The following is a 13,339-nucleotide window of genomic DNA, read 5'->3' on the forward strand; positions in this document are numbered from 1 at the left end:
GTCACCTCTGCCGATGTTTGACGAGCGGCGGTTGAACGTCCATGGCCGCTTTTTCGGTGCCGGTGCCGGGCGGCAGGCGCAGGGCGCCGGCCATGAACGCCCAGATTTCATCCGTCAGTTTGCCGGGATTGGGTCGCTGTTTGCTCATCAAGGCGCCGATCAGGGCCTGGCGAATTCCACCGATCATCAGCGCAATGGTGAGCTGAGGATCGATGCGGTTGGGAACTACGCCATCGCGCTGGGCCGCCTGCAGCATCAGCGCGCCGGCAGCAAGCTGCCGGTTGGTGAAGGCGGTCTCGACATCCAGGACTTCCGGTGCGCGGCTCAGCGCTCCGATGACGAGCGGCGCAAACGGGTGGTCATAATGAAAGGCGATATAGGCGGCTATTCGCTGCTTTTCTCTCCCCGCCCAGCCTTCCACGCGCGCCTTGAACCCCTTGAACGCAACCTCGTCGAGGCGGCTGTAGAAGGCTTCGACGACAGCGGCGATCAGGCCGGCCTTCGATCCGAAGTGGTGATAGGCCAGCCCGACAGAAACCTGCGCCCGCTTCGCCACAGCCTGCATCTCCAGATGCCCATGGCTGCGGATGAGCTCCTTTTCGGCCGCCCGGATCAGCCTTTCTCGCGTCCCGATCGTCGTCATCATCCTCGATCCAGCACACTGAATTGAATTCAATTCAATAGCGCTTTCCGTAGCCTGACTTCAAGCCAGGAGTTTCCGCCGTATGCCTTCGGAGTTGCGCTCGATGGCCAGCAATGGTCCGCGCGCGGGTGTGTTCGGCGCGCTGGGCGCGAAACTTCTTATGATCTGCTGCCTTATCAACACATTGTGGATTCAATGAATCTGGACTCTGATGACTGTTGGGTCGATCCGGATGCCGAAGACCTTGCGCCCGATCGTGTCGTTGCTCCTGGGGCTCGCGTTCCTGCTGGCAGGCAGCGGCCTGCAATTCACGTTGCTGCCGTTGCGCGGCAGCGCGGAAGGGTTTGACGATCTTGCGCTCGGTGTCATCAGCTCGGCCTATTACGTCGGTTTCGTCAGCGGCTGTCTGCTCGCGCCTTATCTGATACTGCGCGCGGGACATATCCGCGCATTCACAGCGATGGTGGCGGTGGCGGCTGCCGTGGCGCTTGCCTACGCGCTCGCGCCGGTGGTCGTGGCCTGGATAGCTTTCCGCGGCATAACCGGCCTCTGCTTCGCCGGTCTCTACCTGGTGGTCGAGAGCTGGCTCAACGATCGCGCATCCAACGAGACGCGCGGGCTCGTGCTGTCGGCTTACGTGGTGGTCAATTATGGCGCCATCACATTTGGTCAGGCTCTGGTGACGCTCTATCCGATCGCTGAGGCTGGGAACTTCATGGTGGCCGCCATGCTTTCCTCGTTGGCCATCGTTCCGGTGGCACTGACCCGTGCGGCGCAACCGGCACCGATTACCACCGTCAGCTTTCGCGTCGGACAGCTATACCGCGCGGCACCAGTCGCGCTGGTCGCAAGTTTCATGATTGGCGCAGCTAACGGTGCGTTCTGGGGCCTTGCGCCGTTGTCGGCCGCTGGCAGCGGCCTCAGCATCGATCAGGTGGCGCTGTTCATGAGTACGGCGGTGCTGGCAGGAGCGATCGTCCAGTGGCCGGTAGGCCGCCTGTCCGACCGCGTCGATCGCCGCCTGGTGCTGCTCGTTCTCTTAATCGGAGCCGCCGCCGCGGGCGTTGCCTCGTGGCTGATCTCCGCATCCGGAATGATGCTGCTGCTATTCGGCATTCTCTTCGGAGCGCTCGCGCTGCCCGGCTATTCGCTTGCCGCGGCTCATGCCTATGACAAGACCCCGGCGAGTGATGTCGTGCCGATCGCCGCCACGATCCTGCTCACCAACGGCCTCGGTTCAGTGGTCGGACCGCTCATTGCCGCTGCCTTCATGTCGGCGGAAGGGCCGCGCGCCCTGTTCCTGTTCACCGCGATGGTCCAGGCGTTGCTTGCGGCCTACGTCGTCTATCGGACGCAGGTGCAGGTCTCCCTCGCTCCGCCACAGAAGACCGACTTCGATCTTGCCGCGACAGCACTCGTGGGTACGGTGGTCACGCACGATGCGCTGGACCCGGCCGATCCGTCGATTATTATTCCGGAGGCCTATGCGCGCGCGTCCATGCAAGCCAATGCCGGATCGACTCCATCGTCGGAGAGCTGACCTTGGGCTCACCGGTTGACGCGGCATCAAGCGCCGCCATCATGAACGCAGACCATGCGGATTCAAGTCGAACTCCATCATTGGAACGGACATGCATCCGGAGAACCGCAAGAAACTAGACGATCGCGTGATCAGAGCGGCGGAGGCGGCGCTCACGGTCCAGAAATATGTGAGCCCCGTCGACGTGCTGGTCGGGATCGGATGGCTCGATCCCGGGACACTCAAGCGCTGGCGGCAGGCGCAGGTCGACGGTCTGGAGCGCCCATAGTGCGGAGGCGGCACCTTATGGAAAAGAACGTAAAGGACTTGTTTGAGCGCTATGAGAAGCTGTTCCGAATGGCGCTCAGGGATCAAGTGGATATGGACCAAGTGGCGTCTTCATACGCCACTGCGTTCGTTGCTGCCTCTCCGGCTGGCGTCAGTGTCGGCCGGAATGACGACCACCTGAAGCAGATGATGCAACAGGGGTTTGAAAATTATCGCCGAATCGGTACGAAGAATATGCGACTTCGTAATGTCCGCATCGCACCTATCGACGAGCACCATTGCCTGGCGCATGTCGCCTGGACCGCCATCTACGACCGTGGCGGCGAACCGGATGTTTCCATTGATTTCGAGGTCCATTATCTGGTGCAGCAGCTCGAAGACACACCGAAGATCTTTGGATGGGTGTCAGGGGATGAGCACGCCGTTCTGAAAGAACACGGCATCGTCTGAATTCCGCTTCCCGCCATTCGCGCCGGGGGTCGCAGGAAATCGTGGACTCGGCGACCCGCGATGGTCATGTCAGCATGACCGGGTGGCGCACCCGACACGATTCGAACGTGTGACCTTTGCCTTCGGAGGGCAACGCTCTATCCAGCTGAGCTACGGGTGCTTCGGAGCTTCATTTAGCCGATTGGCCGGGCAGGGGCAACCGGCCCTTCCGAGGCTGGTAAGACGAAGGTGGCACGACGCTGGCCGCATCCGCTAACAAAATTCCGGTCCGTTCGCGTTATTTGGTGGTAATCTTGCCGCGTTGAACTTCTCGCCATGGATGGGGACGTCCGATGTATAAGAAGGTTCTTCTCGCCTATGACGGTTCGGTCGAGGGGCGGCGCGCGTTGCGGGAGGGCGCAAAGCTCGCACAACTCTGCGATTCCGAGGTCTTTTTGCTCGCCGTCGTCGAGGTTTCCTCGATCATGACGCCCGAGGCCGGGCTTACCATCCCGATCGAACTGCAGACCGAGGATTACAAGTCCATCCTTAACGAAGGCGCCGAGCGCTTGAAAGCGCTGGGATTTACCCCGACCGTGCGGCTTGAGGTCGGCGATGCCGGGCAGAAAATCGCCGAGGTCGCCGAAGAAATCGGCGCGCATCTCGTCGTCGTCGGGCACCGCCCGCAGGGGGCGCTCGCGCGCTGGTTCGGCTCGATCGGCAGCTATCTCGTCAAGCGCCTGCGCTGCAGCGTGCTGGTGGCTCAGACCGAGATCAGCGACGCCGAGTTCGAGCGGCTGAAGCCGGCGGAAGCGGTAGCCTCGGGATAGTCTGAGCTCAGTTCGCGGGAACGATGATCTTGCCGATTGGCCACAGCGCGATCCCGGCAAGTTTTAAGTGTGCCCAGGCAAAGGGAATGCCGATGATGGTCACGGCCAGCAGCACCGCCGTGACGACATGCCCGAGCGCCAGCCACCATCCCGCCAGCACCAGCCAGATGATGTTGCCGATCACCCCGAGCGGTCCGGTGCCGATATCTTCCTGGCCGGTATAGGCGTCGCGGGAAACCGCCGTGAAGCCGAACGGGAACAAGGTGTAGGCAGCGATATTGAACGCGGCCCGCGCCCAGGGAATCCCGATGATCGTGATCGCCATGACGACGGATGCGATCAGCCAGCCAAACGCCATCCATGCGCCGCCGAGAACGACCCAGATCACATTGAGAAGCAGTGAGACCGGTGACATGGCCGCTATCCTATGTTGACGCAATGCTGGCGAAACTGTGCTGCGGGCGAACCCGATTGCCCCAGGCCCTGCAGACGCTAGACTGATTCCCACGACGATCAAGCAACAAGCGCGCCAAAGAACACGTCAAGGGAGAAACGTTCATGCGTCCGCTCGAATTCGGCTGGTACCTGCCCACGCATGGCGACACCACGGCCTATGGCCTGATGGAAGCGCAGATTCCGGGGTCTCCTGAACTGTGCGACCGCGTGGTGCAGGCGGCGGAAAAGGCTGGCTTCGAATATCTGCTGATCCCGGTCGGTTCCGTGTGCTGGGAAGCCTGGATCACGGGTGCATTCATGGCGGCGCGTTCGTCAGCGATCAAGCCGCTGATCGCGGCGCGGCCCGGCTACATTAATCCCGTGCTGCTGGCGAAAATGATCTCGACCTTCGACCAAATGTCGGGCGGGCGGATCTGCATCAATCTGATCGCCGGTCAGAACGAAAGCGAGGTCGAGGGCGAGGGCGTCCGTTATCCGAAGGAAGCGCGCTACGAACTGATGGAAGAGGAAGTCTCGATCCTGAAGGCGCTGTGGACCACGCGCGGGCCATTGAATTTCGAAGGCAAGTTTCACAAGCTGTCCGGCGCGCATATCCGCCCGCGTCCGCACCAGCAGCCATTTCCAAAATTCTATCTCGGCGGCGGCTCGCGCCAGGCCTGGGAGCTGTCGGCGAAACATTCCGACGTGCATCTGTTCTGGGGCGATCTGCCGGAAAAAATCGCCTCGAATATCGCCGAGATCAGGGAGATGGCGCGCGCGCATGGCCGCGAGAACGACATCGGCTTCGGCATGCGCCTTCAAGTGATCTGCCGCGAGATCGAGGCGGACGCCTGGGAGGCTGCCGATCAACTGGTGCGGCACGCGACCGAGCGGCAGAAGCAGGAAATGAAGACGCTTTACAACAAATCGGAAGCGAACCAACGCGTGCAGCAGCTCGCCCGCGAGCATGGCGATCTGCTGTTGCCGCATCTGTGGACCGGCATCACAAAAGTCCGCCCGGGCGCCGGCATTGCCGTCGTCGGCAATCCCCTCCAGTGCGCCGAGACGCTGCAGCAATTCATCGACGCCGGCTGCCACTCGTTCTGCCTGTCCGGCTATCTCCATGACGAGGAGGCCGAGCGTTTCGGCCGGCTGATCCGGCCCATTCTTGCCGAGAACAATCGCGGCCGGTAGGCGGCGTAGAGCGGGCGGCGGATGCCGGCCGTCATGCTGCAGTGCAGCCGAATGCCAGATGACGCCAGGCGTATTTGCTGCGCCGCGCCGAGGCACACCCTTTATATCGCTCGCGGTGGTGTGTGGGCGGCGCTAAAGTCGGCCCGCGAATTCAACTGGGTACCGCCAAATGAGTGGATCGAGCTCGGTACTTGCGTGGAGCTCCGCGTTGGAGGACTTCGCGCTGTTTCGAACGCTCAGTTCCGAACAGCGGCTCAAGGCGCTCAACGCCATGGTCCGCCAGGATCTGGTGCGCGGGCAGATGCTGGTCGCGCAAGGCGGGCCATCGGACTCGCTCTTCCTGGTGCTGCACGGCGCGCTCGCCGTGCGCAAGACCGGCTATCTCGAACCGATCGCCGAGCTTCGCGCCGGCGAACTGGTCGGCGAGATCGGCTTCTTCGCCAATGTCCCGCGCACCGCCGACGTGATCGCCATACGCGACACCAGCGTGCTGGCGTTGACGCGTCCGGCCTACCAGAAGCTCGTCGCGGAAGCCCCCGCCATCGTCGAGGCGCTGCTCGCGGCGCTGGCGCGGCGGTTCGCCAAGGAGACCGCGCGCATCGCGCCGTTCCCCACTTCGCCGAAAGCGCGAACGGTGGCGCTGATCGACGGCGGATTGGAGCCGCTGCCGGAAGCCTTCGATCGCCGGATGCGCGAGGGGCTGGCTGCGACCCATGCCGAGATCGTCGATGCCGCCCGCCTGCAGGCGATGTTTCCCGGGCGGGCACTCGATGCGCATGAAGTCACCGAATGGCTCAACAAGCTCGAACACACCGCGCCGCTGGTGGTCTATCTCGGCGGCCGCGAGTCGTCGCCCTGGGCGCGTAAGGCGATCCGCCAGGCAGATATGGTCGTGTTCGCCTGTCGCGGGGAGGCGCCAGCGGCGGCATTGACCGAAATCGAGGCGTTTGCCTGCGAGGTTCATTCCGTCTCGGCCCGGCGTCTCGTCCGCATCCATGACCGGCGAAGCGGCGAGGTATCCGGCACCGCGGCCTGGCTCGCCCGGCTGCCGGCCTTCATGCATCACCATGTCGCGCTCCAGGACCAGGTCGATATCGACAGCCTGATCCGTTTTCTATGCGGCCGCGCCATCGGCTTCGTCGCTGCCGGCGGCGGCAGTTTTGGAACCGCGCATGTCGGAATCTACAAGGCGTTTCGCGAACGCGGCGTGATGTTCGATATCTTCGTCGGCACCAGCGTTGGCTCCGCCATGGTGGCCGGCTTTGCCAAAAATCTCGAAGCCGAGCATCTCGAGCGCGGCACGCACGAAATCTTCGTCAGGAGCCGAAGTTTTCGGCGGCCGACCTGGCCGCGCTATGCGCTGCTGGACCACAAGGCGTTCGATCGCGCGCTCGCGCAACAATACGGCCCTGACTGCCGGATCGAGGATTGCTGGCGGCCGTTTGCGGCCATCGCGACCAACCTTTCGACCCATAATCTCGAACTGATCCGCACCGGCCCGCTTTGGCAGGCAGTCCGCGCATCGAGTGCGATCCCCGGGCTGTTGCCGCCGTTCTACACGAAGGAAGGCGCGATGCTGGTCGATGGCTGTCTCATCGACAATGTCCCGCTGGCGTCGATGCACCAGCTCAAGAGCGGTCCCAACCTGGTCGTGCATTTCGGCGAGCCGGCGGCCGAGATGTTCGACGTCGATTATGCATCGCTGCCGGGACGGCTGGAATTGATCGCCGCCATGCTGACGCCGTTCCGCAAGAAGCTATTGCCGGCGGCGCCGAGCGCGGTGAACGTGCTGTGGCGAAGTCTCGTAGCGCATCAGCGCTACGATACGTTGCCGGTCGGGCCGTTCGACACGGTAATGCGGCCGCCGCTTCCGCTCGATATCGATGTGACAGATTTCGATCGCCACACGGAGATCTTCGAAGCTTCCTACCTCTGGGCCAGGGAGGCCATCGCGGCGCTGGAGGCGGGCGCCAGTTCGGCCATCGCAGCCATCCTCGACGCCGGCGCGCTGGAACGGCGTCAGGCGACGGCCGTCGCAGCCTCCACTCGCCCGCCCAGCAATCGCCTCGCCTCGGCAGCCGGCTTCGGCGCGCTGAACAGGTAGCTCTGCATCTGCGTGCAGCCGAGCTGGCGCAGCATCTCGCGCTGCTGCTCGGTCTCGACGCCTTCCGCGGTCGTGGTCATGTTGCGGGCGGCTGCGATGTTCACCACAGCCTGCACGATCGCCGCCGAACGTCAGGAAATCCGGTTACCCTTAATCGTGGGTCCTTCGGGCGCGATCGCGAGATGAAGCGGTATTTCACTGCTCCTGCCGTTCTATCGTCGGCGATGAAGCGCTCGTCCGCGGCGAGCGTCTCCCTAGAGCGTTGGCCCATCTGACTGAATCGTCGGGGATTCACAAATCAGCGTTTTAGTGATTCAAGCTGGTCGCCGGACTGGAGGCCGGCGGGCATGGCGAAACCGCTGTCGATGGATCTGCGCGAACGTGTGCTGGCCTGTATTGGAGGCGGCGTTTCAGGCCGGCAGGCTGCTGAGCGATTTGGCGTCAGCGCGGCGAGCGTAAGCCGCTGGCGAACGCGCGAGCGGGAGCAAGGCGATGCCCAGCCGAGAGCTCAGGGCGGCGATCGCAAGTCCCACCGGATTGATGCCCATCATGCGACGATCGTGGCTCTGCTCAAGGCCTCACCCGACATCACCATCGAGGAATTGCGTGATAGCTTGAGCAAACAAGGCTTGTCCTTTGGTTATGGCACGATCCGACGCTTCTTCGAGCGGCACAAGATCACGCGTAAAAAAAGACCGCCCATGCCACAGAGCAAGATCGCCCGGATGTCTTGACGCGACGCCAGGCCTGGCGCGAGAGCCAGGGCAAGCTCGACCGGGATCGGCTCGTCTTCATCGACGAGACCTGGGCATCGACCAACATGGCGCGAACACATGGTCGATGTCTGCGCGGAGAACGCCTGCGGGCCAGCGTTCCTCACGGCCACTGGAAAACAACAACCTGCGTCGCCGCCCTCACCACGCGCGGCATCATCGCGCCCTGGGTGCTCGATGGTCCCATCAATCGCGATGCCTTTGAAACCTACATCGAAAAGGTGCTCGTCCCCGAGCTCCCGGACGACGCTATTGTCATCATGGACAACCTCTCCAGCCACAAAGGGCCCCGCATACGTGAGATGATCGAGGCAGCTGGCGCGACGCTTCTCTACCTTCCGCCCTACAGCCCCGACTTCAACCCGATCGAAAACGCCTTCGCCAAGCTCAAAGCAAGCTTGCGAAAGGCCGCCGAACGCACCGTCGGCGGCCTTTGGGATGCTATCGGGCGCACCGTCGACACCTACACGCCAGCAGAATCCACAAACTACTTCACCGCCGCCGGCTACTTGCAACCTGATAGGCTAACGCTCTAGCGGCGATAGCCGCCGGCGCGCGAGTAGGTGGGGCGGCTTTCCTGTGCCGGCCGGCTGGCCAGACTGGCGCGTGCCTCGCTGGCGCGCGGGGCCGCCAGCTTGAGGTCTTCAAGGAAGATCGGCTTTGAGAAGTAGTAACCCTGGGCGTAGCGGATCTTGGTCGCGGCCTGCAGATAGGCCAGTTCCTCGAAGCTTTCGAGCCCTTCGGCGATCACGGTCATGCTGAGCGCTTCGCTCAAGGATTCGATTGCCCGCAAGATACCCTGGCTGCGCGGGCGCTTATGGATGTCCGTGATGAAGGAGCGGTCGATCTTGATCTCGTCAGCGGTAATGTCGGCCAACGCCGACAGCGACGAATAGCCGATGCCGAAATCGTCGATCGAGATCTTGACGCCGAGCTTGCGGAAGATCGGGAGGATCTCGTCCTGGAAATGCGTCTTGGTGACGAAGGCGTCTTCGGTCACCTCGATCATGAAGCGCTTTGGAAATCCGGTGGCTTCGATCGCCTGGGCGAACGGGCGCATGAACTCGAGATTGCCGGCCTGTTTGGCTGCGACGTTCATGCTGATCGTGGTGTCGGGGCCGAAGTTCTCGTTGATCAGGTCGATCGATTTGACGATCTCGGCCAGCACGAGGTGAGTCAGTTCGTCGATCAGGCCGAGTTCGGTAGCAAGATTGATGAAGGTGCTGGGAGCCTGAATCACCCCCTCGTCGTCGCGCAGCCGCACCAGCGCCTCGACGCCCATGATCTCCTGGGTCCGGATATCGACCTTGGGCTGGAAAGCGCAGCAAAAACGTTTTTCCAGGATCGCCACCCGCAGCGCCTGCTCGACCTTCATCCGCGCCAGGGCCTCGCGTTCCATACTGGTGTCGAAGAACGCCGCGGCACCCTTGTTGCCGTTCTTGACGCGGTACATCGCGATATCGGCGTTTTGACGCAACTCCTCATAGCTGCGCCCGTGCTCGGGATAGAGGCTGACGCCGATCGAAGTCGAGGCGAAGATCTCGGACTGGTCGATGAAAAACGGCGCCTTCAGCCGTTGCAGGATGAAACGGATGAATTCAGCGACCTCGCTCTCGCTCTGGACCGGGTTGAGCAGCAGCACGAATTCGTCGCCGCTGATCCGCGAGAGGATGTCGGAATCGCGCAAGTCGAGTCCCACCCGCTTGGCGATCTCCGCCAGCAGCGCGTCGCCGACCGAATGTCCGTAGTAATCGTTGATGTGCTTGAAATTATCGACGTCGAGAAAGGCCAACGCGAAAAGGCCCTGTCCGTTGTCGTACTTCAACAGACTGTTGACGCGATGTTCGATCACGCGCCGCGTCGGCAGCCCGGTCAACTCGTCGTAATAGGCGGAGCGGAACAGATGCTCCTCGAACGCCTTCTGTTCGGAAATGTCGGTCGAACTCGAGATCAGCAGATTGCGCTCGGCGATCCGAACTGGCCGGTGGGAGGTCAGCAATACCTGCTTGGCCTGGCGACCGGCAATGGATTCTTCCAGCACCACCGGGCGCCCGGAACGCAGCAATTCGAGGCAGGTTTCGCGGCGATCGTTCAGGTGCGAGGCCTCCGGCGCGGCGGTGGCCATCTGCAGCGCGGCTGCCGCAGCGTCGTTCACCAGCATGAACTCGCCGTTCTCGTCCTGAACCGTCACGCCGGTCGGAAGCAGCCTGAGGATATCCCTCAGGAGGGTCAGCTCGGATTCGAACGCGCTTTCATCGCCAGCCTGCGTCGCCTGGAAATCGTATTTGTGGGCACTATGCATGCCGCGGAGCTTTGCAAAGTCCGTTGTAGTATTGGTTAAGTGGACTTCCGAAAAGCGGCGACAACCGTAGAAGTCGACGATTTTCGAGCGGCGTCCGCTCAATCGTCATTAACAGAGTGTCAACACCGAATGAGAGATTTTGCTCGGGTCTAGCTTGCCGGGATCTTGCATTGCATCGTGCAATGAACGCCGGTCTTCAGGTAGCGGACCTCGGTCTTGCCGTCGAACGCGCGCAGCGCCGACTGCAACAGCTTGGTGCCAAAGCCAGGCGGGCCGACTTTTTCGATCACGGGGCCTTCGGTTTCATCCCAGGTGAGGTTGAGGCGGTCCTCCGACACGGACCATGACACTTGCAGCAGCCCGCGGGCCGAAGAGAACGCGCCGTACTTGCCCGCATTGGTGGCCAATTCGTGGAAGATCAGCGCCAGGCTGACCGCCAGTTTGGCCGGTAGAAACAGCGAGTCGCCATTTAAATTGAACCGGACATGGCCGTAGGGCCCGAGCTCGGAACGCAGCATGTCCTTGATGTCGCAACCGCTGCCGTCCAGCCGCGCGATCAAATCGTCGGTCGCCGACAATGCGCGGAGGCGGCGGTCGATGCTGCCCCAGATCTGCGGCTGGTCCTGCAGGACCTGGTGCAGCACGGCGTGGATCGTCGACGTCTTGTTTTTGAGCCGGTGCTGCAACTCCTCGACCAGAAGCTTGCGATATTCCTCTTCCTGGGTCAGACGTTTCGAATCTTCCCGTTGGCGGGCGACGATCGTCCGGTAACGCTCGACGCCCCAGATGGCGAGACCGCAAACCGCCCAGAACATCAGCAGCAGCGCAAACCGTGCGGAATCGGCCGTGGCACTGCTGAAATTGACGAAGACGCCGAGGGCGCCCCCCGCGATGGCCGTTGCGATCCCGATCCTGGCGCCGCCGATGGCGGCGGCCAGGAACACGGCCGGAAAATAAGGCGTGAAGAATACGTCGGGACGGATCTGGGCAACACCCCATCGGGCGATTGTCGACAATGCGAGACAGCCGGCCGCGAACACCGTGCTGTAAAGCAGCGGGGGCTGGGAGATTCCCTGCCAACCTCGTCTGAGCTCGTCGATCAATTTCTTCATTTGGATTGTCACTTCACGTGATCAGCGAATCCAAAATATGGCCGATCATACCGAAAATCGGGATTTCGTGGCGCCGAAGCAGCAAGGCCAGCCGAACGCCGGTGATCGCGACGGAACAAGTTCGCTTGCCTTGTCCGCGAGGGGCGGGAATATTGGCGTCAACGAATTCCGACGGGGGGCAACAACATGGGACGGCTGGACGGCAAGGTAGCGGTGATCACCGGCGCCACGAGCGGCATCGGATTGCACACCGCCGAGCTATTCGTCGCCGAGGGCGCAAAGATCGTGATCGCCGGCCGCCGCGTGCCGGAGGGCGAGGCGCTGGCCAAGAAGCTCGGCGCCAACTGCATCTTCCGCCAGACCGACGTCACGGTGGAAGAACAGATGAACGCGCTGATCGGGCTTGCGGTGGAAAAGTTCGGCCGCATCGATTGCCTGTTCAACAATGCCGGCGGTCCGGCGCAGACCGGTGGTATCGAAGGCCTGGAGGTCGAGCGGTTTGATGCCGCGATGGCGACGCTGGTGCGCAGCGTGATGCTCGGCATGAAGCATGCGGCGCCGTACATGCGCAAGCAGGGTTCCGGCAGCATCATCAACAACGGCAGCATTGCCGGCCGCCTCGCCGGCTTTTCGTCGTCGATGGTCTATAGCGCCGCGAAGGCCGCCGTCATCCATCTCACCAAATGCGTGGCGATGGAACTCGGCGAAGCCAACATCCGCGTCAATTCGATTTCGCCCGGCGCGATCGCGACCGGCATTTTCGGCAAGGCGCTGGGCCTGTCGGTGGAGGCTGCCGAAAAGACCCCGGCCGTGATGCGCGAGGTCTACAAGGCCGCGCAGCCGATTCCGCGCGCCGGCCTGCCCGAAGATATCGCGCACGCCGCGGTGTTTCTGGCCAGCGACGAGTCCTCCTTCATCAACGGCCATGACCTTGTGGTCGACGGCGCCATGACCGGCGGCCGCAACTGGAGCCAGCAGCAGCAGGGCTATGTCACGCTGAAGAAGGCGTTCGATCAGGGTTAGGGGTGAGGGGGTGTCATTCCGGGGCGATGCGAAGCATTGAACTATGGTGCGCAATTGCGCACCTGAGAATCTCGAGATTCCCCGATGCGCAATTGCGCATCTGAGGTTCGGTGGTAACGCACCATCCCGGAATGACGGATGCAAAAAGCTGACGCGCTTGGGAGAGACACGCAAAATGTCTGCAGCATTCAGATTATCGCCGCCATCGGAAGGCCGCCCGTTCTATCTCGCCATCATCGCGGGCCTGGCCTGCGCCTTCGTCATCGGCAAGGCGCTGCCATCGACGATGGACGCCGTCTCGGCGATCATCGAGCCGCTCTGCGCCAACAGCGTGACCGGTTCGACGCAGGATGTTGTCGAGCCGATCTCTTCGCATGCGCTGCCGAACGTGCCGGGCAAGCGCGTCACCATCGTGCGCGTGTTCTACGGCCCGGGCGGCTTTACGCCTGCGCACCGGCATGCCGGCTCCGTCACCGCCTATGTCACCAAGGGCGAGATCCGCTCCCAGCTTGCCGGCGGCCCTGTCGAGACGTTCGGGGTCGGCCAGTCGTTTTTCGAGCCGCCCGGCTCGACCCATCTGGTCTCGGCCAATGCCAGCATGACCGAACCTGCAGAATTGATCGCGGTGTTCGTGGCCGATGAAGGCGCGCAGCTCACGACGCTGGTGAAGTAGGGGCGCTTTGCCCA

General features: G+C 62.6%; 13 protein-coding genes, 1 tRNA gene and 1 pseudogene. 9 read left to right on the forward strand and 6 right to left on the reverse strand.

What is annotated here, in order from left to right; all coding sequences use genetic code 11:
* Position 1: 1 nt before the first annotated feature.
* Positions 2–643: a TetR/AcrR family transcriptional regulator gene (locus LMTR13_RS01170; RefSeq protein ID WP_197520982.1), complete on the reverse strand. Its 642-nt coding sequence runs from the start codon at positions 641–643 to the stop codon at positions 2–4.
* A gap of 211 nt (positions 644–854) precedes the next feature.
* Here LMTR13_RS01170 and LMTR13_RS01175 point away from each other — a divergent pair, with 211 nt between their 5' ends.
* The 3 genes from LMTR13_RS01175 to LMTR13_RS01180 all read left to right on the forward strand — a co-directional run bounded on the left by LMTR13_RS01175 (position 855) and on the right by LMTR13_RS01180 (position 2,900).
* Positions 855–2,183, forward strand: coding sequence for an MFS transporter (locus tag LMTR13_RS01175; RefSeq protein ID WP_236843255.1), 1,329 nt, complete (start codon positions 855–857; stop codon positions 2,181–2,183).
* 91 nt (positions 2,184–2,274) lie between these two features.
* Positions 2,275–2,451, forward strand: coding sequence for a hypothetical protein (locus LMTR13_RS40175; protein ID WP_156795381.1), 177 nt, complete (start codon positions 2,275–2,277; stop codon positions 2,449–2,451).
* A 17-nt stretch (positions 2,452–2,468) separates the two neighbouring features.
* Positions 2,469–2,900 (forward strand): hypothetical protein, encoded by a 432-nt coding sequence (locus LMTR13_RS01180; RefSeq protein ID WP_065726328.1) that lies wholly within the window; start codon positions 2,469–2,471, stop codon positions 2,898–2,900.
* An 83-nt stretch (positions 2,901–2,983) separates the two neighbouring features.
* Here LMTR13_RS01180 and LMTR13_RS01185 read toward each other — a convergent pair.
* Positions 2,984–3,060: transfer RNA gene (locus LMTR13_RS01185), tRNA-Arg, on the reverse strand.
* 172 nt (positions 3,061–3,232) lie between these two features.
* Between LMTR13_RS01185 and LMTR13_RS01190 the strand changes: the two genes are divergently transcribed.
* Positions 3,233–3,709 (forward strand): universal stress protein, encoded by a 477-nt coding sequence (locus tag LMTR13_RS01190; RefSeq protein WP_065726329.1) that lies wholly within the window; start codon positions 3,233–3,235, stop codon positions 3,707–3,709.
* A 7-nt stretch (positions 3,710–3,716) separates the two neighbouring features.
* Here LMTR13_RS01190 and LMTR13_RS01195 read toward each other — a convergent pair whose 3' ends face one another.
* Positions 3,717–4,124: a YccF domain-containing protein gene (locus tag LMTR13_RS01195; RefSeq protein WP_065726330.1), complete on the reverse strand. Its 408-nt coding sequence runs from the start codon at positions 4,122–4,124 to the stop codon at positions 3,717–3,719.
* A gap of 143 nt (positions 4,125–4,267) precedes the next feature.
* On the opposite strand from LMTR13_RS01195, the gene LMTR13_RS01200 reads away from it, so the two are divergent.
* A complete protein-coding gene (locus LMTR13_RS01200; protein WP_065726331.1) occupies positions 4,268–5,338 on the forward strand; it encodes an LLM class flavin-dependent oxidoreductase in 1,071 nt (356 codons plus the stop codon).
* 208 nt (positions 5,339–5,546) lie between these two features.
* Complete coding sequence (locus LMTR13_RS01205) at positions 5,547–7,442, forward strand: patatin-like phospholipase family protein (protein WP_236843256.1); 1,896 nt, start codon at positions 5,547–5,549, stop codon at positions 7,440–7,442.
* Here the strand turns inward: LMTR13_RS01205 and LMTR13_RS38580 are convergent.
* Positions 7,358–7,561: pseudogene (locus LMTR13_RS38580) on the reverse strand (EAL domain-containing protein); the annotation flags it as partial. The gene LMTR13_RS01205 and the pseudogene LMTR13_RS38580 sit on opposite strands and share 85 nt — an antisense overlap.
* A 228-nt stretch (positions 7,562–7,789) precedes the next feature.
* Between LMTR13_RS38580 and LMTR13_RS38585 the strand changes: the two are divergent.
* Positions 7,790–8,751, forward strand: a protein-coding gene (locus LMTR13_RS38585; RefSeq protein WP_156795382.1) for an IS630 family transposase whose coding sequence is annotated in 2 segments (ribosomal slippage) — positions 7,790–8,129 and positions 8,129–8,751 — 963 coding nt in all. Because the reading frame shifts where the segments join, the coding sequence is not laid out codon by codon here.
* Here LMTR13_RS38585 and LMTR13_RS01220 read toward each other — a convergent pair.
* Both LMTR13_RS01220 and LMTR13_RS01225 read right to left on the reverse strand, forming a co-directional pair.
* Entirely contained in the window at positions 8,748–10,517 is a 1,770-nt protein-coding gene (locus LMTR13_RS01220; protein ID WP_065726334.1) for a putative bifunctional diguanylate cyclase/phosphodiesterase, read from the reverse strand. The genes LMTR13_RS38585 and LMTR13_RS01220 overlap by 4 nt on opposite strands.
* Before the next feature lie 149 nt (positions 10,518–10,666).
* A complete protein-coding gene (locus LMTR13_RS01225) occupies positions 10,667–11,629 on the reverse strand; it encodes a sensor histidine kinase (protein WP_065726335.1) in 963 nt (320 codons plus the stop codon).
* Positions 11,630–11,815: 186 nt separating this feature from the next.
* Between LMTR13_RS01225 and LMTR13_RS01230 the strand changes: the two genes are divergently transcribed.
* Positions 11,816–12,652 (forward strand): SDR family NAD(P)-dependent oxidoreductase, encoded by an 837-nt coding sequence (locus LMTR13_RS01230; protein ID WP_065726336.1) that lies wholly within the window; start codon positions 11,816–11,818, stop codon positions 12,650–12,652.
* A gap of 175 nt (positions 12,653–12,827) precedes the next feature.
* Positions 12,828–13,325 (forward strand): cupin domain-containing protein, encoded by a 498-nt coding sequence (locus LMTR13_RS01235; protein WP_065726337.1) that lies wholly within the window; start codon positions 12,828–12,830, stop codon positions 13,323–13,325.
* The last annotated feature ends 14 nt before the right edge of the window (positions 13,326–13,339 follow it).

The organism is Bradyrhizobium icense (assembly GCF_001693385.1).
GTDB classification, from domain to species: Bacteria; Pseudomonadota; Alphaproteobacteria; order Rhizobiales; family Xanthobacteraceae; genus Bradyrhizobium; species Bradyrhizobium icense.